The following is a 19,202-nucleotide window of genomic DNA, read 5'->3' on the forward strand; positions in this document are numbered from 1 at the left end:
AAGCGTGATTTATAAATCCCGCGCAACGCTTCGATGTTCTTATCGCTCTGCGCATCTTTACCGTGGATCAGCATTAATGCTTTGCTGGGTTCGCGCGCCACTTTCCCGTCGTTCCCCAGCCACTGCCCGCGCGCGTCAAACACCGTTAAGCCATCGCGGAAACGCGGCGTCACGTCCTGGTCAACAAACTGCTGCCACTCGTTGCTGGTGATCTGCGCCCCGGCAGGACGATTTAAGCCGAAATAGAGCGTGGTTTGCTGCATCTGGTTATCCGCTTTGCAGGTCTCCACCGCCGCGTGTCGCGATGGCGCCGTGCAGCCAGCGAGCATCAATAATGCCGCTGCCATTACCCCTGTTTTGATTGTCATGCTTCGCTATCCTCATTGTTATAAGCACAGGGATATCACAGGAAATGACGGATTTTGGCAAGAAAAAAGCCGGGTGCGCTTGCGCTCACCCGGCCTGCATTGTGCAGCGAGAATAATTATTCTGCCTGGAGCTTAGACGGCGGCGCAGTGTGGTAATGCGCGTCGGCTTCAGCAAAGCGTTTCTGCATGGAGGCAGACGGGGCTTTACCCAGCAGGCTGAACACCACGATGCCGATGCTGCCGAAGATGAAGCCCGGAATGATTTCGTACAGGCCCAGCCATGCGAACTGTTTCCAGACGATAACGGTCACCGCACCAATGATCATCCCCGCCAGCGCGCCGTTACGGGTCATACGTGACCACATGACGGAGAACAGCACTACCGGACCAAACGCCGCACCGAAGCCCGCCCACGCGTAGCTCACGAGGCCCAGCACGCGGTTTTCCGGGTTGGCCGCCAGCGCAATAGCAATCAGCGCCACCAGCAGCACCATAAAGCGCCCTACCCACACCAGCTCTTTCTGGCTCGCGTTTTTACGCAGGAAGGCTTTGTAAAGGTCTTCGGTGATCGCACTGGAGCAGACCAGCAACTGACAGCTCAGGGTAGACATCACCGCCGCCAGGATTGCGGAGAGCAGAATACCGGCAATCCACGGGTTAAACAGAATTTGCGCCAGCTCGATGAACACGCGCTCGGCGTTCTGGTTGACCGCGCCCGCCTGCGCCGGGTTGTTGTTGAAGTACGCGATGCCGAAGAAGCCGACCGCACACGCCCCCGCCAGACACAGGATCATCCACGTCATGCTGATGCGACGGGCATGAACGATGGTGTGGTGGGAATCCGCCGCCATAAAGCGCGCCAGGATATGCGGCTGACCGAAGTAGCCCAGGCCCCAGCCCATCAGGGAGACGATGGCCACGAAGTTCAGCCCTTTCAGCATGTCGACGTTTTCGATGCTCTTCTGCTTGATCACTTCCAGCGATTCGCCAAAGCCGCCAACGGTGAAAATCACAATCACCGGAGTCAGGATCAGGGCGAAGATCATCAGGCTCGCCTGCACGGTGTCGGTCCAGCTTACCGCCAGGAACCCGCCCACGAAGGTATAGAGGATGGTCGCCGCAGCACCGGCCCACAGGGCGGTTTCGTAGCTCATGCCGAAGGTGCTTTCGAACAGACGCGCGCCGGCCACGATGCCGGAGGCACAGTAGATGGTGAAGAACAGCAGGATAACTACCGCAGAGATAATGCGCAGGATGCGGCTGTTATCTTCAAAACGTCCGGTGAAGTAATCCGGCAGCGTCAGGGCGTTGTTGTTGGCCTCGGTATGCACGCGCAGACGGCCTGCCACCAGCTTCCAGTTGATCCACGCGCCAACGGTCAGGCCGATGGCGATCCAGCTTTCAGAGATACCGGAGATAAAAATCGCGCCGGGCAGCCCCATCAGCAGCCAGCCGCTCATGTCGGAGGCGCCCGCAGAGAGTGCGGTCACCATTGGGCCTAAACTGCGTCCGCCCAGAATGTAGTCGTCAAAGTTCTTTGTAGAACGCCACGCCAAAAACCCTATCAGGATCATGCCAAAAATATAAACGAGAAATGTCACCAGCATCGGTGTGCTAATAGCCATTCAAATTCTCCAAAATGTCGAGCGACAACCATCCGGGCTGCCTTGTTATATGATCACCGGAACGAGGTGAATGTATCTTGTGTTTCGGTTGGGCGCGCTATCCTGCCGTATGCGCCTTCCGCTGACAAACGATTTAACACTGCATTTACATCAATTTCATCCCCGGTTTGATACGAGTTTCCTATAGGTTGCACTCGCTCACGCTTTTACGGGTTGCACCTTTGAAAAGTGTTAACCACCGCATAAAACCAGGCTTCCCGCACAAAAGCCAGCACGTTTTCCCAGCTAACCATTCATTAACAATCCATTCATTTTCCGGGTTGCAAACCAGGTCACATTTAACACGGTTGCACAAAGTTGCAACATGGGGGATATTTCACGCTATCTACAGAACGCTATTACAGAACAACAGGAGCTTTGGCATGGGTATGACCACCATGGGGGTTAAGCTGGATGACGCAACCCGCGAACGGATTAAGACCGCAGCAACCCGCATTGACCGCACGCCGCACTGGTTAATTAAGCAGGCGATTTTTAACTATCTCGAAAGACTCGAGAGCGATGAGGGCCTGCCGGAGCTGCCTGCCCTGCTGGCCGGCGCGGCGAATGAAAGCGAAGAAGCCCCGGCCGCTGGCGACGAGAACCATCAACCGTTCCTTGAATTTGCCGAGCAGATCCTGCCGCAGTCCGTCAGCCGTGCCGCCATTACCGGCGCCTGGCGCCGTGCCGAAACCGACGCCGTGCCGATGCTGCTGGAGCAGGCCCGCCTGCCGGAAGCCATTGCCGCACAGGCGCACAGCCTGGCGTATCAGTTAGCCGACAAGCTGCGTAACCAGAAAACCGCCACCGGCCGCGCCGGGATGGTTCAGGGTCTGCTGCAGGAGTTTTCACTCTCCTCTCAGGAAGGCGTGGCGCTGATGTGTCTGGCGGAAGCGCTGCTGCGTATTCCGGATAAAGCCACCCGCGACGCGCTGATCCGCGACAAGATCAGCAACGGCAACTGGCATTCCCACATTGGCCGTAGCCCGTCGCTGTTCGTCAACGCCGCCACCTGGGGCCTGCTGTTTACCGGCAAACTGGTCTCCACCCATAACGAAGCCAACCTCTCCCGCTCCCTGAACCGCATCATCGGCAAGAGCGGCGAGCCGCTGATCCGCAAAGGCGTGGACATGGCGATGCGCCTGATGGGCGAGCAGTTTGTCACCGGGGAAACTATTGCCGAAGCGCTGGCGAACGCCCGCAAGCTGGAAGATAAAGGTTTCCGCTACTCGTACGACATGCTGGGCGAAGCGGCCCTGACCGCCGCCGACGCGCAGGCCTACATGGTCTCTTACCAGCAGGCGATCCACGCCATCGGTAAAGCGTCCAACGGTCGCGGTATTTATGAAGGCCCGGGCATCTCTATCAAGCTTTCTGCCCTGCACCCGCGCTACAGCCGCGCGCAGTACGACCGTGTGATGGAAGAACTCTACCCGCGCCTGAAGTCCCTGACCCTGCTGGCGCGCCAGTATGACATCGGCATTAACATCGACGCCGAAGAGGCCGACCGTCTGGAGATCTCCCTCGATCTGCTTGAAAAACTGTGCTTCGAGCCGGAGCTGGCAGGCTGGAACGGCATCGGCTTCGTTATCCAGGCCTACCAGAAGCGCTGCCCGTTCGTCATTGATTACCTGATTGACCTGGCAAGCCGCAGCCGCCGTCGCCTGATGATCCGTCTGGTGAAAGGCGCCTACTGGGACAGCGAAATCAAACGCGCCCAGATGGAAGGGCTGGAAGGCTATCCGGTCTATACCCGCAAGGTATACACCGACGTCTCTTACCTCGCCTGTGCGAAAAAGCTGCTCGGCGTGCCGAACCTGATCTATCCGCAGTTCGCTACCCACAACGCCCACACCCTGGCGGCGATCTACAGCCTGGCCGGGCAAAACTACTATCCAGGCCAGTACGAGTTCCAGTGCCTGCACGGCATGGGTGAACCGCTGTACGAGCAGGTCACCGGTAAAGTGGCGGACGGCAAGCTGAACCGCCCATGCCGAATCTATGCTCCGGTGGGAACGCACGAAACCCTGCTGGCGTACCTGGTGCGTCGTCTACTGGAAAACGGTGCGAACACCTCTTTCGTTAACCGCATCGCCGATACCACGCTGCCGCTCGACGAGCTGGTGGCCGACCCGGTGCAGGCCGTTGAGAAGATGGCGGCACAGGAAGGCCAGGTTGGCCTGCCGCATCCGAAGATTGCCCTGCCGCGCGAGCTTTACGGCAAAGGCCGCGTCAACTCGGCGGGTCTGGATCTCGCCAACGAACACCGTCTGGCGTCGCTCTCCTCTGCCCTGCTCAACAGCGCGCTGCAGAAGTGGCAGGCCAAACCGATGCTGGAGCAGCCCGTTGCAGACGGCGACATGCAGCCGGTTATTAACCCTGCAGAGCCAAAAGATATCGTCGGCTACGCGCGTGAAGCGACCGAAGCGGAAGTGGATCAGGCGCTGGACAGCGCGGTGAACAACGCCCCTATCTGGTTCGCCACGCCGCCGCAGGAGCGCGCCGCGATTCTGGAGCGTGCGGCGGTGCTGATGGAAGATCAGATGCAGTCGCTCATCGGCATTCTGGTGCGCGAGGCGGGTAAAACCTTCAGCAACGCGATTGCCGAAGTGCGCGAGGCCGTCGACTTCCTGCACTACTACGCCGGTCAGGTGCGCGATGATTTCGATAACGAAACTCACCGTCCGCTCGGCCCGGTAGTCTGTATCAGCCCGTGGAACTTCCCGCTGGCGATCTTCACCGGCCAGATTGCCGCCGCGCTGGCCGCAGGAAACAGCGTGCTGGCAAAACCAGCAGAGCAGACCCCGCTGATTGCCGCGCAGGGCATCAACATTCTTCTGGAAGCCGGCGTGCCGGCGGGCGTGGTTCAGCTGCTGCCGGGCCGCGGTGAAACGGTCGGTGCCAAACTGACCTCCGACAACCGCGTGCGCGGCGTGATGTTTACCGGTTCGACCGAAGTGGCGTCTCTGCTGCAGCGCAACATTGCCACCCGTCTGGATGCGCAGGGCCGCCCTACGCCGCTCATCGCGGAAACCGGCGGGATGAACGCCATGATCGTCGACTCCTCTGCCCTTACCGAGCAGGTGGTGGTCGACGTGCTGGCCTCCGCATTCGACAGCGCCGGCCAGCGCTGCTCCGCCCTGCGCGTGCTGTGCCTGCAGGACGACGTGGCGGACCACACGCTGAAGATGCTGCGCGGCGCGATGGCCGAATGCCGCATGGGCAACCCGGGCCGTCTCACCACCGACATCGGGCCGGTGATCGACGCGGAAGCCAAAGCCAACATCGAAAACCACATTCAGACCATGCGCGCTAAAGGCCGTCCGGTGTTCCAGGCGGTGCGCGAGAACAGCGAAGATGCCCGCGAATGGCGGACCGGCACCTTTGTGCCGCCAACGCTGATTGAGCTGGCAAGCTTCGACGAGCTGAAAAAAGAGGTCTTCGGCCCGGTGCTGCACGTGGTGCGCTACAACCGTAACAACCTGAACGAGCTGGTTGAGCAGATCAACGCCTCCGGCTATGGCCTGACGCTCGGCGTGCATACCCGTATCGACGAGACTATCGCGCAGGTCACCGGCAGCGCCAAAGTGGGCAACCTGTACGTCAACCGCAACATGGTCGGCGCGGTCGTGGGCGTGCAGCCGTTCGGCGGCGAAGGCCTTTCCGGCACCGGTCCGAAAGCGGGCGGTCCGCTCTACCTGTACCGTCTGCTGGCGAACCGTCCGGAGAACGCCCTGGGCGTCACCCTGGCACGCCAGGATGCGGACTATCCGGTGGATGCGCAGCTGAAAACCGTACTGACCCAGCCGCTGGAGGCGCTGATCGCCTGGGCGGAAAAACGTCCTGAACTGCGTGCCGTCGCGAAGCAGTACGGCGAACTGGCGCAGGCGGGCACGCAGCGTCTGCTGCCGGGTCCAACCGGCGAGCGCAACACCTGGACGCTGATGCCGCGCGAGCGCGTGCTGTGCGTGGCCGATAACGAGCAGGACGCGCTGGTGCAGCTGGCCGCCGCCATGGCAACCGGGTGTGAAGTACTGTGGCCGGAAGATGCCCTGCATCGCGATCTCGCCAAACAGCTGCCGAAGGCGGTCTCGGCCCGCATTCGCTTCGCGAAAGCCGATAACCTGCTAACCCAGCCGTTTGATGCGGTGATCTACCACGGTGATTCCGATCAGCTGCGTGAACTCTGCGAGCAGGTGGCGGCCCGCAGCGGTGCCATCGTTTCCGTGCAGGGCTTTGCGCGCGGGGAAACCAACCTCCTGCTGGAGCGTCTGTACGTGGAGCGCTCGCTCAGCGTCAACACGGCGGCGGCAGGCGGTAACGCCAGCCTGATGACAATAGGCTAACGCTGTGCTAATAAGGCTCCGGAGACGGAGCCTTATTTTATTGGGGAGTATATGAAACGATATCTTATCGCCAGTGCAGCACTGCTAATGAGCGCCAGCGCGCTGGCCGACGAGTGCGACAAAGCGACCACCCAGCTTGAATTGAATACCTGTAGCGCGCAGCAGTACCAGGCTGCCGATAAAAAGCTCAACCAGACCTATCAGGCCGCCGTTAAGCGTGCGGCAGCGCCCCAGCGAGACCTGCTGAAAAAAGCGCAGCAGGCGTGGATTACCCTGCGCGATGCGGACTGCGCGTTTATCGGTTCAGGGACGGAAGGCGGGAGCGTCCAGCCAATGATTGTTAACCAGTGCCTGGCGGAAAAAACCGTGGAGCGAGAAGCGTTTCTGGCCTCGCTGATGCAGTGTGAAGAGGGCGACTTAAGCTGCCCTCTCCCGCCCGGGAACTAGCGCAGGCGGATCCCTTCGATAATCATCCGCTGCACGTTTTCCAGAGTGCTGTGGAAAAACGCCTCGTCCTGGAGCGTTTTACCGGTCACCGCCTCAACCTGGGCCGCAAAGTCAGCGTAATGCTGGGTGGAGGCCCAAATCATAAAGATCAGATGATGCGGGTCGACCGGGGCCAGCTTTCCGCTGGCGACCCATCCGGCAATAATGGCCGACTTATCGTCCACCAGCTGTTTTAAATCTCCGGTTAATTCCGCCTGCAGCAGCGGCGCGCCCTGCAGCATCTCAAGACAAAACAGTCGCGACGCCTGCGGGTAATCGCGCGACACCTCCAGCTTCAGGCGAATGTACTCTTTGATCGCCACCAGCGGGGCCAGCTCTGCGCGGAACGCTTTGAGGGGCGCCAGCCAGATATCGAGGATCTGCTGCATCACCGCCACATAGAGCGCCTCTTTCGACGGGTAATAGTAAAGCAGATTGGTTTTGGATACGCCGGACTGCTCCGCCACCTGCTCCAGGCGCGTGCCGTGAATACCAAACTGCGAAAAGGTCTCCAGCGCCGCGCTGAGGATCGCCTGCTTCTTGGCGCTCACCGCCTGCGAACGTTTACCTGGTGTTTTCACTGCGCCTTGTGTCATTCCCGCTCTCCTTATTCTGCGTTGCCCTCAGCATAGCAAAACCCCCGTCTCGCCACGACATCCTGCACTCCGATCGCGCATGAATGCCTGTTTTCTGTGCAATGTTTTTGACCAGTTAGTCCACATTTAACCGCATCAATACACCAACTTCTGGTTAACACATTAATAACACTGTCATTTTCAAAACTGGCACTGCCTTTGCAAAAACACCGTTACACCTGCGACGTAATGAAGAGAGGTTCGTGATGAAAATTGGCGTATTTGTACCCATCGGCAACAACGGCTGGCTTATCTCGACCACTGCACCGCAATACATGCCGACCTTTGAGCTCAATAAAGCCATCGTGCAGAAAGCGGAGCACTACCATTTCGACTTTGCGCTTTCGATGATCAAGCTGCGCGGCTTCGGCGGCAAAACCGAATTCTGGGATCACAACCTGGAGTCCTTCACCCTGATGGCCGGGCTGGCCGCGGTCACCTCGCGGATCCAGATCTACGCCACCGCAGCCACCCTCACCCTGCCCCCGGCGATCGTGGCGCGCATGGCCTCCACCATCGACTCGATCTCCGGCGGACGCTTTGGCGTCAACCTGGTGACCGGCTGGCAAAAACCGGAGTACGAGCAGATGGGGCTCTGGCCGGGTGACGACTACTTCTCGCGTCGCTACGACTACCTGACCGAATACGTGCAGGTGCTGCGCGACCTGTGGGGGACCGGCAAAAGCGATTTCAAGGGCGATTTCTTCACCATGAACGACTGCCGCGTCAGCCCGCAGCCGTCGGTGCCGATGACGGTGATTTGCGCCGGACAGAGCGACGCGGGGATGGACTTTTCCGCCAAATACGCCGACTTCAACTTCTGCTTCGGTAAAGGGGTGAACACGCCTGCCGCCTTCGCCCCGACCGCAGCGCGCATGAAAGAGGCCGCTGACAAAACCGGGCGCGACGTGGGCTCCTACGTGCTGTTTATGGTCATTGCCGACGAAACCGACGACGCCGCGCGCGCGAAATGGGAGCGCTATAAGGACGGCGCCGACGAGGAGGCCCTGAGCTGGCTGACCGAGCAGAGCCAGAAGGATACCCGCTCCGGGGCAGATACTAACGTTCGCCAGATGGCCGACCCGACCTCCGCCGTCAATATCAATATGGGCACCCTGGTCGGCTCGTACGCCAGCGTCGCCAGAATGCTTGACGAAGTGGCGGCCGTGCCCGGTGCGGAAGGCGTTCTGCTGACCTTCGACGATTTCCTCATTGGCGTGGAGACCTTCGGCGAGCGCATCCAGCCGCTGATGCAGTGCCGCGCCCACATCCCTGCCGTCACGAAGGAGGTGGCGTAATGACGACCCTTAACGCACGCCCGGAAGCCATCACCTTCGCGCCACAGCAGAGCGCGCTGATCGTGGTGGACATGCAAAACGCCTACGCCAGCCAGGGCGGTTATCTGGATCTGGCGGGGTTCGACGTCTCCGCCACCCGGCCGGTGATTGAGAACATTAAAACCGCCGTCGCCGCCGCGCGCGCCGCGGGCATGCTCATCATCTGGTTCCAGAACGGCTGGGATGACCAGTACGTCGAGGCCGGCGGCCCCGGCTCGCCCAACTTCCACAAGTCGAACGCCCTGAAAACCATGCGTAAACGGCCCGAACTGCAGGGCAAGCTGCTGGCGAAAGGCGGCTGGGACTATCAGCTGGTGGATGAGCTGGTACCGCAGGCGGGCGATATTGTCCTGCCCAAACCGCGCTACAGCGGCTTTTTCAACACGCCGCTCGATAGCCTGCTGCGCAGCCGGGGCATTCGCCATCTGGTGTTCACCGGGATCGCCACCAACGTCTGCGTGGAGTCGACTCTGCGCGACGGCTTTTTCCTCGAGTATTTTGGCGTGGTGCTGGAAGACGCGACCCATCAGGCCGGGCCGGAGTTCGCCCAGAAAGCGGCCCTGTTCAACATCGAAACCTTTTTTGGCTGGGTCAGTAACGTTGCAGATTTCTGCGATGCCCTGACTCCCCCGCTCGCCCGTATCGCCTGAGGAGACGCCTGATGCCAAAATCCGTGATTATTCCGCCGGGCACCAGCACGCCGATTGCCCCGTTTGTCCCCGGTACCCTCGCCGACGGCGTGGTGTATGTTTCCGGCACGCTGCCGTTTGATAAAGACAACAACGTGGTGTTTATCAACGACCCAAAGGCGCAAACCCGCCACGTACTGGAGACGATCAAAACCGTGATCGAAACGGCGGGTGGCACGATGGAGGATGTGACCTTCAACAGCATCTTTATCACCGACTGGAAAAACTACGCCGCGATTAACGAGATCTACGCCGAGTTCTTCCCCGGCGATAAACCGGCGCGGTTCTGCATTCAGTGCGGGCTGGTGAAGCCAGAGGCGCTGGTTGAAATCGCCACCGTTGCGCACATCGCGAAGTGAGGCAGGTATGAAACTTTCCGTCTCGCCGCCCCCGTTCGAGGGCGCGCCCGTGGTGGTCTTTATTTCCGGTCTCGGCGGCAGCGGCAGCTACTGGTTGCCCCAGCTGGCCGCGCTGGAGCCGGAATATCAGGTGGTGTGCTATGACCAGCGCGGAACGGGCAATAACCCCGCCACCCTGCCGGAAGGCTACAGCCTTGCGCAGATGGCGGACGAGCTGGCCCAGGCGCTGGCGGATGCCGGGATTGTCCGCTACAGCGTCGTGGGTCACGCGCTGGGGGCGCTGGTCGGCCTGCAGCTGGCCCTCGACAGGCCCGACGCCCTCACCGCGCTGGTGTGCGTCAACGGCTGGTTGACCCTCAACGCGCACACCCGGCGCTGCTTTCAGATCCGCGAGCGCCTGCTGCATTACGGCGGCGCACAGGCGTGGGTCGAGGCGCAGCCGCTGTTTCTCTACCCGGCGGACTGGATGGCCGCCCGCGCCCCCCGTCTGGAGGCCGAAGAAGCGCTGGCGCTGGCCCATTTCCAGGGCAAAACTAACCTACTGCACAGGCTTAGCGCCCTGAAAAAGGCCGACTTCAGCCGCCATGCGGCGCGCATTCGCTGTCCGGTCCAGATCATCTGTTCCGCCGACGACATGCTGGTGCCCGCTGTTTGTTCGTCTGAACTACAGGCGGCGATCCCGCACAGCCACGTCGCGGTGATGCGCCAGGGCGGACATGCCTGCAACGTCACCGAGCCGGATACCTTCAACACCCTGCTGCTGAACGGGCTTGCCAGCCTGCTGCACAGCCCGGAACCCGCTTTATAAGGAGCTTTAATGAGCGAAGCCATTACCCCCGCCGCGCTGGAAACGCTGTTCACCGGCGCCCGCACCCATAACGGCTGGCAGAATATTGCCGTCAGCGACGAAACGCTGCGCGAAATCTACAACCTGATGAAATGGGGGCCAACGTCCGCCAACTGCTCCCCGGCGCGAATTGTGTTTGTGCGAAGCGCGGAGGGAAAAGAGAAGCTGCGCCCGGCGCTCTCCAGCGGCAACCTCGAGAAAACGCTCACCGCCCCGGTCACGGCGATTGTCGCCTGGGACGGTGAATTCTACGAGCGCCTGCCCGAGCTGTTCCCGCACGGCGATGCAAAGAGCTGGTTTACCACCAGCCCCGCGCATGCGGAAGAGACCGCCTTTCGCAACAGTTCAATGCAGGCCGCCTACCTGATTTTCGCCTGTCGCGCCCTGGGGCTGGACACCGGCCCGATGTCGGGATTTGACCGCCAAAAGGTCGACGAAGCCTTTTTCACCGGCACGACGCTTAAAAGCAATCTGCTGATCAACATTGGCTACGGCGATACCCGCAAACTTTACGGGCGCCTGCCGCGCCTGGACTTCGACGATGCCTGCGGGCTGGCGTAAGGAGCGATGATGACAACACCGGATAAACAAACCTTTCGCGACGCCATGGCCTGCGTTGGCGCGGCGGTCAACATCATCACCACCGACGGCCCGGCGGGGATGGCAGGCTTCACCGCCAGCGCGGTGTGCAGCGTAACGGATTCACCGCCCACCCTGCTGGTGTGCCTGAACCGCGGCGCGTCCGTCTGGCCAACGTTTAGCGAAAACCGCACCCTTTGCGTGAATACCCTGAGCGCCGGACAGGAGCCTTTATCTAACCTGTTTGGCGGGAAAACGCCGATGGCGGAACGCTTTGCCGCCGCCCGCTGGCAGACGGGCGACACGGGCTGTCCGCGCCTGGAAGATGCGCTGGCCTCGTTTGACTGCCGCATCAGCCAGGTGGTGAGCGTCGGCACCCACGACATTCTGTTTTGCGACATTATTTCGATTATTCGCCACCCCGCTCCGCAAGGGCTGGTGTGGTTTGACCGCGGCTATCACGCGCTTATGCGACCCGCCTGTTAACCCGCCTTAAGGAGACAGACCATGTTCGGATTTCCCCACTGGCAGTTGAAATCGACCTCCACAGACGCAGGCGTGGTCGCGCCGGATGAACGCCTGCCGCTCGGGCAGACAATGGTGATGGGCGTCCAGCACGCGGTCGCCATGTTTGGCGCCACGGTGCTGATGCCGATGCTGATGGGACTCGATCCCAACCTGTCTATTCTGATGTCGGGTATCGGTACCCTGCTGTTCTTTTTCGTCACCGGCGGGCGCGTGCCCAGCTATCTCGGCTCCAGCGCCGCCTTTGTGGGCGTCGTCATCGCCACCACCGGGTTCAACGGCCAGGGGATCAACCCCAACCTGAGCGTGGCCCTCGGCGGCATCATCGCCTGCGGTCTGGTCTACACCCTGATTGGTCTGGTGGTGATGAAAATCGGCACGCGCTGGATCGAGCGAATGATGCCTCCCGTCGTGACGGGCGCCGTGGTGATGGCGATAGGCCTCAACCTCGCGCCAATTGCGGTCAGGAGCGTCTCCGCCTCGCCGTTTGAAAGCTGGATGGCGGTGATCACGGTTCTGTGCATCGGCCTGGTGGCGGTGTTCACGCGCGGCATGATTCAGCGGCTGCTGATCCTGGTCGGGCTGATTGTTGCCTGTCTGGTGTATGCCCTGCTGGCCAACGTTTTTGGTCTCGGCAAGCCGGTTGATTTTACGCTGCTCCACCAGGCAGCCTGGTTCGGCCTGCCGAAGGTGACCTCGCCCTCCTTTAACACCCAGGCGATGATGCTTATCGCACCGGTGGCGGTGATCCTGGTGGCGGAAAACCTGGGCCACCTGAAGGCCGTGGCGGGGATGACCGGGCGCAGCATGGATCCGTACATGGGCCGCGCGTTCGTCGGTGACGGTCTGGCGACCATGCTCTCCGGCTCCGTAGGCGGCAGCGGCGTCACCACCTATGCTGAAAACATCGGCGTGATGGCGGTGACCAAAGTCTACTCGACGTTGGTCTTCGTGGCGGCGGCGGTGATGGCGATGCTGCTCGGCTTCTCACCGAAGTTCGGCGCGCTGATCCACACCATTCCGTCCCCGGTCATCGGCGGGGCATCGATTGTGGTGTTTGGGCTGATCGCCGTAGCCGGCGCGCGCATCTGGGTGCAGCATCGGGTCGATCTCAGCCAGAACGGCAACCTGATTATGGTGGCGGTCACGCTGGTGCTGGGCGCGGGTGATTTTGCCCTGACGCTGGGCGGCTTTACGATTGGTGGGATTGGCACGGCGACCTTCGGCGCGATCCTGCTTAACGCCCTGCTGAGCCGCCGGATGGCCACTGCGCCGCAGGGCGCCGTGGTGCATCAGGATTCGTGAAATCACCATGTCGGATGACGGCCAGGCCTTACCCGACATGTACATTCCTTTAGAACAACAGGTAGTAAAGCAATCACTCTTGCTCAAACAGCCGTTCGATAGATTTTGTAGGGAAGAACAAAGAATGGCTGTTTTCACCTGTCAGCGGAATAAAGCCCTGTTTCAGATAAAATCGTTTTGCCCGCTCGTTAAGGGCATCAACAAATATTCCGTGTACCCCCACAGCCTGTGAAGCCAGGTAGACAACGCGCATAGCATGCGCGACGAGCGTTATTCCCCACTCGTTTCCCTGTAGTGTTTTATCTACAGCCAGACGTCCCAGCGTTACGCTCGGTACGTTGCTATAAGGGATCCGACGCTGCTGAGTCTTAGAAGGCAGCATCGCTTTTTCAAAGCAACTTCCCGATAAGGTGTAATAGCCCAGGACTCGCGGACAATCGCGATCTTTAAGCAGATAGCCTCGTAAAATACGCCCATTGTGCTGACGCACCAGATGTTCTGTGAGGAAGACATTTAGTGAGGGTTCACCACAATCGAAGTCCCTGAAATCATAATCTTTTCCCTCTGAAAACATTTCGATCGTGAGATTTTCCACGACGCTTCACTCCATGTTTCGAAGACGTTTTGCCGCTCGCTTCAGGCGTTCATTTGGCTCTGGCGGATTGTCGATGGCATCCATCACGGCATTCCATGATGCTTCGTTTAAGACGAGACGCCGATGCTGTTCAATGACCTCTGCAGCGCGCTCTGACGCACTGTTCACCATAAACTGGGTGATCGTTTGGTTCGTCATCGCTGCCGCTTCTTCAATCATTGTTTTGTCTTCGTCCGTTAAGCGAAGATCGATACGCTGTTTTTTCAGTGCTGGCATGGTTTACTTCACCGTGTACGGTATTTATCCGTACATATCGTAGATAAACCCGTCTGTTTTTTCAATCTAAACCTTCTTCAGCAGTCATGTCGCTCACCTGGTTCCGACGCTTTCTGAGCTTCAACTCGCTCACCAGCACCCCGGCGACAATAAATGCCGCGCCCACCAGCGCCAGAAGCGGCAAACGCTCACCAGCAATGCGTCCGAAAATCCCCGCCCAGACCGGTTCACCGGTATAAATCACCGTCGCGCGGGTTGGCGATACGCTGCGCTGCGCCCAGTTCATGGTGACCTGAATAATGGCGCTGAAGATACCCAGCCCCAGTGCGACCACCACCAGGCCGGTGGACATCGGCGGCACGGACTCCCCTGCCGGAACCATCGTCGCAAACGCCACCAGCGACGCCGTGGCGAGCTGCACCACCGTCACCCGTTTGACGTCGACCTTGCCCGCCCAGGCGCTAATCAGAATAATTTCCGCCGCAATGGCAATCGCCCCAATCAGGGTGATGATTTCGCCCGGCCCCAGCGCAAGCAGGTTGTTTTCCGGCCCGGCCAGTAAGATCAGGCCGATAAACGCCAGCACGATGCCAATACAGGACATCAGCCCCGGCAGCCGCCCCAGGCACAGCCACTGCAGCAGCGGCACCAGCGGCACATACATGGCGGTGATAAACGCGGATTTACTGCTGGAGATGGTCTGCAATCCCCACGTCTGCAGGCTGTAGCCCATCGCGATCGCCACCCCAATCGCCACGCCGGCCTTAAGTTCTTTCAGCGTCAGTCCCCGCAGCGTTTTAAGCGAAATTAGCCCCACGGCAAGCGCCGCCGTCGCAAAGCGCAGGCCAACAAAAAAGAACGGATCGCTGAGGGTCACCGCGTACTGAACGGCCAGAAACGTCCCGCCCCAGAACATGGTGATGAGAATGAGGATGGCTTCCTGCGGTTTAACGGAGAATTTGAAGCGTGAGACAGACATGCGGCACTCGCGGTTAAGATCAATTCCCTAGTGTGCGTTGCCTTTGGTTACAGTTCAATGTTGCAGAAATAAAAAAACCGCCGGGAGATCCCGGCGGCAGGGGTTCAACCCGGCGTGTTACTTACTGCTGCCGTGGCTGTTTTTACCCCCTTTCTTGCCAGCTTCAGATGCGCGTTGCGGGTCATTCTTGAAGTTGCCCCCGCTATGCTGGCCACCTTTACGGCCTGCTTCTGATGCTCTTTCACGGTCTTCTGCGAAATTACCTGAACCACCACGATGGTTTGCCATCTCTAACCTCCAGAATGTGAAACATTAGACATCATATTGCATTCAGTAAAAGAGGATTCTTTCACCTCGCAACACAAGGACAGTGCCTTTATCTGTGCCGCGTGAAACTAAGCTTAGTGGAATGCCGCTATCCGGCAAGCCGCAGGTAATATTCTGCAACATGAACTCAGCCTTTCGGGTGAGATGACGCGGCGGCGATTCATAAGCCTTTCTTATCATTTCAAAAATCCGCCGCCAAAAAGTTGTTTCATTTTGCTACAACGCCTTTTCGTAACCATATTGTTATAAATCAAAGAAATGGCGTTCATTTTTGCAGTCTGGCCGTGATGACATATCTTTAAATGAGCGCAGCGATCCGCTGTCAGAAAAAACAAACGAGGAGTGATGCAAAATGGCAAAAGTTCTGGTGCTCTATTATTCCATGTATGGACACATTGAAACCATGGCTCACGCGGTAGCAGAAGGTGCGAACAGGGTTGATGGCGTTGAGGTTGTGGTGAAACGCGTACCGGAAACCATGCAGGCGGAAGCCTTCCTGAAAGCCGGGGGGAAAACGCAAAACGCCCCGGTCGCCACCCCGCAGGAGCTGGCGGACTATGATGCCATTATCTTCGGCACACCGACCCGCTTCGGCAATATGTCAGGCCAGATGCGCACCTTCCTCGATCAAACCGGCGGACTTTGGGCATCCGGCGCGCTCTACGGGAAACTCGCCAGCGTATTCAGCTCAACCGGCACCGGCGGCGGTCAGGAGCAGACGATTACCTCAACCTGGACTACCCTTGCTCATCACGGGATGGTGATTGTGCCGATTGGCTACGGCGCCCAGGAGCTGTTTGACATTTCCCAGGTGCGTGGCGGTACGCCGTACGGCGCAACCACCATTGCCGGTGGGGATGGCTCACGTCAGCCAAGCAATGAAGAACTGTCTATCGCCCGCTATCAGGGTGAATACGTCGCGGGTCTGGCCAAAAAACTGAACGGCTAACCCCCAACAGGAGGACAAGCATGCCAACTCAAGAATCCAAAGCTCACCACGTGGGCGAATGGGCAAGTTTACGCAACACCTCTCCGGAGATTGCCGAAGCTATCTTTGAAGTCGCGAAGTACGATGAAAAGCTGGCCGAGCAGATTTGGGAGGAAGGTAACGATGAGGTGCTGGTGCGCGCCTTCGAAAAAACGGATAAAGACTCGCTCTTCTGGGGCGAGCAAACCATCGAACGTAAAAACGTCTAAGCGTTTCCCCCCGCCGCAGCGGGGGGTTCTCCTTTACTTCGCCGCGTTATTCATCACCGCATTGAATTTATCGACAGGACAGAAGCCGTTCGCATCCACCGGGCAGCCTTTCAGCTCCAGGGTCACGCGCTGCGCGGGGGACTTCAGCGACAGCACGCTGGCGTTACGCAGCTGCTCTGAACTCTGGTAGACATACTCAATTTTCATCAGCTCCTGATTGGCGTTTTTGTCATGCCAGCGCTGGAAGACAATCTTGCCGCCAATCGGGGTGCGCTCCTGCTGGTCGTGCAGCTGATAGGGTTTGAAATCCAGGGCGGTGAGCAGGGAAGCAATGTTCGAATCATGCCCCACCAGCAGGGTGATCTTAGGCGCTTTCGCCTGCTCGGTGACCAGCGTTTTATCAATGTACTTCACCAGCGGCTTCGCCACGTTTTGCGCTACCTCAGTGGAGGTAAACAGCGAGTCCTGATAGCCGTTCTTCAGCTTAGACAGCACGCGCCACTGCTGGTCGGTCTTGATTTCGCCCCAGGCCACCTGATCGGCCGGGAAGCCTTCGTAATACTGCAGCGTGAACGCATCCACCAGCGAGTTACCCACCTTCAGCGGCCCGGATACGCCAGGCTCTTTTTCATAGTCGGCGCTAAAGGTATCTTTCGCGTCCGCCAGCGAGCAGACCTTTTTCTCTTTGCAGGACGGAGAATCGGCGTAGTTCGTCATTTGCTCCAGCAGCTTATAGCTTTCGGTAAGCTGCATTTTCTGCCGCTCGGACTCCATCGCCTTGAGCGCTTTTTCGCGGAATTCCGGCGAGTTATCGGTAATCACCGGATTAAAGGTCGGATCCATGGTGCCCATTTTTTCCTGATGGTGCACGGGAACGTCGCAGCCCGGGAACGCGCCGGTGATGAAGAACTGCGCGGTGGCGACGGTACGCTGCAGGCTGTTGGCGTAAGCATAAACGCTATCCGCCGCCGGGCATTCTCCCGTCTTCACCATCCCCTGCTGCGCCAGCCACTCGCGCATGTAATGGCCCATATAGACTTCCAGCACGCCGCCCTTGGTGGTGAGCTGACCGCCCGGCACCTCCCACTCCGGCCACTGCTTCGGCGTGGACTGCTCCAGCACGCTGCCGTTATTGGCGAGCGGCGCGCGCAGGTTGTGACGACTCATGATTAAAACTTGCTCCAGCTGATACCCTTCCGGCGTCTCTTGCGCCTGCACGCCAAACGTTGCTGAAATGGAACCGGCGACTGCCAGCGCGAGTAGTGCTTTTCTCATCCCTAATTCCTCAATCGTTTTAAAATGTCGCCTTCAGTGTGACAGATTGGTGACAATTTTCCGGGAAGCATTTCTCAAACTGATGATTAACGTGCTTACTGTGTGCACCAATAAGTTTTATAATAAAACCACACCCCACCGGAGAATTGACCGTGAAACGTACCCGCCTCGAAGAAAGCACCTGCCCCGTCGCCCGTTCGCTGGATATCATCGGCGACTGGTGGTCGCTGCTGATCGTGCGCGACGCGCTGCGCGGGATTAAACGCTTCGGCGAGTTCCAGAAAAGCCTTGGTATCGCCAAAAACATGCTGACCACGCGGCTAAAACTGCTGGTCGACGAAGGCATCCTCCGGCTTCAGCCCGCGTCCGACGGCAGCGCCTGGCAGGAATACGTCCTGACCGAGAAAGGTCGTGCCCTGCAAACGGTGCTGGTTGCCCTCTCCCAGTGGGGCAATGAATTTTTGTTTGCGGATAACGAATGCGGCACCGTGCTGGTCGATACCGAACAGCGCAAACCCCTGCGTAAACTGGCGCTTATCGCCGACGATGGCCGCGAACTGATGCCTGAAGAGATCGTGGCGAAACTCCCCTCCTGATAGTTCCCGACGGCAAAAGCACAAAATGCTCGCAAATATGGTTGCATTATAAAACCAAATAGCAGAGAGTTTATTCGGTTTCATCTTGAAACCAAATAACCCACTTTGCCCTGAGGTAACACACGATGACTACGCAAATCACCACCGCCCTGATTACGGGCGCCTCTTCCGGAATTGGTGCCGTTTATGCCGATCGCCTTGCCGCGCGCGGCGCTAACCTGGTGCTGGTCGCCCGTCGCGAAGATCGCCTTAAAACCCTTGCCGCCGACCTTCGCGCGCGCTACGGCGTGGCCGTCGATATTCTGGTGGCCGATCTTACCGATGAACAGGGGATCCGCGCCGTGGAAGAGGAGCTGCGCAGCAACACAGCCATTGATACGCTCATTAACAACGCGGGTACCGCCCAGATGGCGCCGTTCCTCGCAGGCGATGTGGCGCAGCATCAGGCCATTAACACCCTGAACACCACGGCGCTGATGCGTCTGACCTACGCCATCCTGCCGCGCCTGGCGCAGAACAATCGCGGCACGCTGATCAATATCGCCTCGGTGTTAGCGCTGCACGTCCGTGCCGGTAGCGCGCTCTACAGCGCCACCAAGGCGTGGGTTCTGAGCTTTACCCGTGGGTTACAGGAAGAATTTGCCGACAGCAGCGTGCGCATTCAGGCCGTGCTGCCCGCCGCCACGGCGACGGAAATCTGGAGCCATTCGGGCGTCACGGTGAACGATCTGCCGGAAGGATCGGTGATGACCACCGACGATATGGTGGATGCATCGCTGGCGGGTCTGGATCAGGGTGAACCGATCACCATCCCGCC

General features: G+C 59.2%; 21 protein-coding genes. 13 read left to right on the forward strand and 8 right to left on the reverse strand.

Translation table 11 applies throughout. The annotated features are described in order from the left end of the window. Together DEO48_RS04760 and putP are read right to left on the reverse strand one after the other, a co-directional pair. A partial coding sequence (locus DEO48_RS04760) for a DUF3574 domain-containing protein (protein ID WP_109844510.1) occupies window positions 1-368 on the reverse strand: 368 nt, incomplete at its 3' end. Window positions 369-484: 116 nt separating this feature from the next. Continuing rightward, complete coding sequence (gene putP, locus DEO48_RS04765) at window positions 485-1,993, reverse strand: sodium/proline symporter PutP (RefSeq protein ID WP_023311090.1); 1,509 nt, start codon at window positions 1,991-1,993, stop codon at window positions 485-487. Between the two features lie 422 nt (window positions 1,994-2,415). Between putP and putA the strand changes: the two genes are divergently transcribed. Both putA and DEO48_RS04775 read left to right on the forward strand, forming a co-directional pair. Next, window positions 2,416-6,378, forward strand: coding sequence for a trifunctional transcriptional regulator/proline dehydrogenase/L-glutamate gamma-semialdehyde dehydrogenase (gene putA / locus DEO48_RS04770; protein WP_109844500.1), 3,963 nt, complete (start codon window positions 2,416-2,418; stop codon window positions 6,376-6,378). 51 nt (window positions 6,379-6,429) lie between these two features. Then, complete coding sequence (locus DEO48_RS04775) at window positions 6,430-6,825, forward strand: lysozyme inhibitor LprI family protein (protein WP_029742088.1); 396 nt, start codon at window positions 6,430-6,432, stop codon at window positions 6,823-6,825. Here DEO48_RS04775 and rutR read toward each other — a convergent pair. Then, the gene (gene rutR / locus DEO48_RS04780; RefSeq protein ID WP_023311087.1) at window positions 6,822-7,460 is read right to left on the reverse strand and encodes an HTH-type transcriptional regulator RutR; all 639 of its coding nucleotides are present in this window, start codon (window positions 7,458-7,460) and stop codon (window positions 6,822-6,824) included. The two genes, DEO48_RS04775 and rutR, sit on opposite strands and share 4 nt — an antisense overlap. A 245-nt stretch (window positions 7,461-7,705) precedes the next feature. Between rutR and rutA the strand changes: the two genes are divergently transcribed. Genes rutA through rutG form a run of 7 tightly spaced genes read left to right on the forward strand, consistent with a single transcriptional unit; the run spans window position 7,706 to window position 13,140 of the window. Then, the gene (gene rutA, locus DEO48_RS04785) at window positions 7,706-8,797 is read left to right on the forward strand and encodes a pyrimidine utilization protein A (protein WP_109844501.1); all 1,092 of its coding nucleotides are present in this window, start codon (window positions 7,706-7,708) and stop codon (window positions 8,795-8,797) included. Further along, a complete protein-coding gene (rutB, locus tag DEO48_RS04790) occupies window positions 8,797-9,486 on the forward strand; it encodes a pyrimidine utilization protein B (RefSeq protein WP_109844502.1) in 690 nt (229 codons plus the stop codon). The genes rutA and rutB overlap by 1 nt, the downstream gene beginning before the upstream one ends. 11 nt (window positions 9,487-9,497) lie before the next feature. Then, window positions 9,498-9,884 carry a pyrimidine utilization protein C gene (rutC, locus tag DEO48_RS04795; RefSeq protein WP_010429508.1) on the forward strand — a complete coding sequence of 129 codons (387 nt, stop codon included), beginning with the start codon at window positions 9,498-9,500 and terminating at the stop codon, window positions 9,882-9,884. Window positions 9,885-9,891: 7 nt separating this feature from the next. Continuing rightward, window positions 9,892-10,692 carry a pyrimidine utilization protein D gene (rutD, locus tag DEO48_RS04800; protein ID WP_109844503.1) on the forward strand — a complete coding sequence of 267 codons (801 nt, stop codon included), beginning with the start codon at window positions 9,892-9,894 and terminating at the stop codon, window positions 10,690-10,692. Between the two features lie 9 nt (window positions 10,693-10,701). Beyond that, window positions 10,702-11,292, forward strand: a complete 591-nt coding sequence (locus DEO48_RS04805) for a malonic semialdehyde reductase (protein WP_109844504.1) — start codon at window positions 10,702-10,704, stop codon at window positions 11,290-11,292. Window positions 11,293-11,301: 9 nt separating this feature from the next. Next, a complete protein-coding gene (gene rutF, locus DEO48_RS04810) occupies window positions 11,302-11,796 on the forward strand; it encodes an NADH-dependent FMN reductase RutF (protein WP_023311082.1) in 495 nt (164 codons plus the stop codon). A 21-nt stretch (window positions 11,797-11,817) separates the two neighbouring features. After that, entirely contained in the window at window positions 11,818-13,140 is a 1,323-nt protein-coding gene (gene rutG, locus DEO48_RS04815; protein WP_109844505.1) for a pyrimidine utilization transport protein G, read from the forward strand. A 73-nt stretch (window positions 13,141-13,213) separates the two neighbouring features. Here the strand turns inward: rutG and DEO48_RS04820 are convergent, their stop codons facing one another. The 4 genes from DEO48_RS04820 to DEO48_RS04835 all read right to left on the reverse strand — a co-directional run bounded on the left by DEO48_RS04820 (window position 13,214) and on the right by DEO48_RS04835 (window position 15,278). Next, window positions 13,214-13,735: a GNAT family N-acetyltransferase gene (locus DEO48_RS04820; protein WP_109844506.1), complete on the reverse strand. Its 522-nt coding sequence runs from the start codon at window positions 13,733-13,735 to the stop codon at window positions 13,214-13,216. 6 nt (window positions 13,736-13,741) lie between these two features. Further along, window positions 13,742-14,011 carry a DUF1778 domain-containing protein gene (locus tag DEO48_RS04825; RefSeq protein WP_008499829.1) on the reverse strand — a complete coding sequence of 90 codons (270 nt, stop codon included), beginning with the start codon at window positions 14,009-14,011 and terminating at the stop codon, window positions 13,742-13,744. Between the two features lie 61 nt (window positions 14,012-14,072). Then, the gene (locus DEO48_RS04830) at window positions 14,073-14,990 is read right to left on the reverse strand and encodes a DMT family transporter (RefSeq protein ID WP_109844507.1); all 918 of its coding nucleotides are present in this window, start codon (window positions 14,988-14,990) and stop codon (window positions 14,073-14,075) included. A gap of 117 nt (window positions 14,991-15,107) precedes the next feature. After that, window positions 15,108-15,278 carry a general stress protein gene (locus DEO48_RS04835; protein ID WP_023311077.1) on the reverse strand — a complete coding sequence of 57 codons (171 nt, stop codon included), beginning with the start codon at window positions 15,276-15,278 and terminating at the stop codon, window positions 15,108-15,110. A 391-nt stretch (window positions 15,279-15,669) separates the two neighbouring features. Here DEO48_RS04835 and wrbA point away from each other — a divergent pair, with 391 nt between their 5' ends. Together wrbA and DEO48_RS04845 are read left to right on the forward strand one after the other, a co-directional pair. After that, window positions 15,670-16,266, forward strand: a complete 597-nt coding sequence (gene wrbA / locus DEO48_RS04840; RefSeq protein ID WP_023311076.1) for an NAD(P)H:quinone oxidoreductase — start codon at window positions 15,670-15,672, stop codon at window positions 16,264-16,266. Window positions 16,267-16,286: 20 nt separating this feature from the next. Beyond that, complete coding sequence (locus tag DEO48_RS04845; RefSeq protein WP_008499832.1) at window positions 16,287-16,514, forward strand: YccJ family protein; 228 nt, start codon at window positions 16,287-16,289, stop codon at window positions 16,512-16,514. Between the two features lie 33 nt (window positions 16,515-16,547). Here DEO48_RS04845 and agp read toward each other — a convergent pair whose 3' ends face one another. After that, a complete protein-coding gene (agp, locus tag DEO48_RS04850; RefSeq protein ID WP_023311075.1) occupies window positions 16,548-17,789 on the reverse strand; it encodes a bifunctional glucose-1-phosphatase/inositol phosphatase in 1,242 nt (413 codons plus the stop codon). Between the two features lie 152 nt (window positions 17,790-17,941). Between agp and DEO48_RS04855 the strand changes: the two genes are divergently transcribed. Continuing rightward, window positions 17,942-18,385: a helix-turn-helix domain-containing protein gene (locus tag DEO48_RS04855; RefSeq protein WP_109844508.1), complete on the forward strand. Its 444-nt coding sequence runs from the start codon at window positions 17,942-17,944 to the stop codon at window positions 18,383-18,385. Window positions 18,386-18,510: 125 nt separating this feature from the next. Further along, the coding region (locus DEO48_RS04860; RefSeq protein ID WP_109844509.1) for an SDR family oxidoreductase at window positions 18,511-19,202 on the forward strand (692 nt) is incomplete at its 3' end.

Source organism: Enterobacter sp. CGMCC 5087, assembly GCF_003144775.1.
In the GTDB taxonomy this organism is placed as follows: domain Bacteria; phylum Pseudomonadota; class Gammaproteobacteria; order Enterobacterales; family Enterobacteriaceae; genus Enterobacter; species Enterobacter cloacae_M.

Coding starts and splice junctions, on each gene's coding strand:
- DEO48_RS04805 (WP_109844504.1), top strand. CDS start 10,702: ATGAGCGAAGCCATTACCCCCGCCGCGCTGGAAACGCTGTTCACCGGC.
- DEO48_RS04825 (WP_008499829.1), bottom strand. CDS start 14,011: ATGCCAGCACTGAAAAAACAGCGTATCGATCTTCGCTTAACGGACGAA.
- putP (WP_023311090.1), bottom strand. CDS start 1,993: ATGGCTATTAGCACACCGATGCTGGTGACATTTCTCGTTTATATTTTT.
- rutR (WP_023311087.1), bottom strand. CDS start 7,460: ATGACACAAGGCGCAGTGAAAACACCAGGTAAACGTTCGCAGGCGGTG.
- agp (WP_023311075.1), bottom strand. CDS start 17,789: ATGAGAAAAGCACTACTCGCGCTGGCAGTCGCCGGTTCCATTTCAGCA.
- DEO48_RS04845 (WP_008499832.1), top strand. CDS start 16,287: ATGCCAACTCAAGAATCCAAAGCTCACCACGTGGGCGAATGGGCAAGT.
- DEO48_RS04835 (WP_023311077.1), bottom strand. CDS start 15,278: ATGGCAAACCATCGTGGTGGTTCAGGTAATTTCGCAGAAGACCGTGAA.
- rutF (WP_023311082.1), top strand. CDS start 11,302: ATGACAACACCGGATAAACAAACCTTTCGCGACGCCATGGCCTGCGTT.
- rutA (WP_109844501.1), top strand. CDS start 7,706: ATGAAAATTGGCGTATTTGTACCCATCGGCAACAACGGCTGGCTTATC.
- DEO48_RS04775 (WP_029742088.1), top strand. CDS start 6,430: ATGAAACGATATCTTATCGCCAGTGCAGCACTGCTAATGAGCGCCAGC.
- rutC (WP_010429508.1), top strand. CDS start 9,498: ATGCCAAAATCCGTGATTATTCCGCCGGGCACCAGCACGCCGATTGCC.
- rutB (WP_109844502.1), top strand. CDS start 8,797: ATGACGACCCTTAACGCACGCCCGGAAGCCATCACCTTCGCGCCACAG.
- DEO48_RS04830 (WP_109844507.1), bottom strand. CDS start 14,990: ATGTCTGTCTCACGCTTCAAATTCTCCGTTAAACCGCAGGAAGCCATC.
- putA (WP_109844500.1), top strand. CDS start 2,416: ATGGGTATGACCACCATGGGGGTTAAGCTGGATGACGCAACCCGCGAA.
- rutD (WP_109844503.1), top strand. CDS start 9,892: ATGAAACTTTCCGTCTCGCCGCCCCCGTTCGAGGGCGCGCCCGTGGTG.
- wrbA (WP_023311076.1), top strand. CDS start 15,670: ATGGCAAAAGTTCTGGTGCTCTATTATTCCATGTATGGACACATTGAA.
- rutG (WP_109844505.1), top strand. CDS start 11,818: ATGTTCGGATTTCCCCACTGGCAGTTGAAATCGACCTCCACAGACGCA.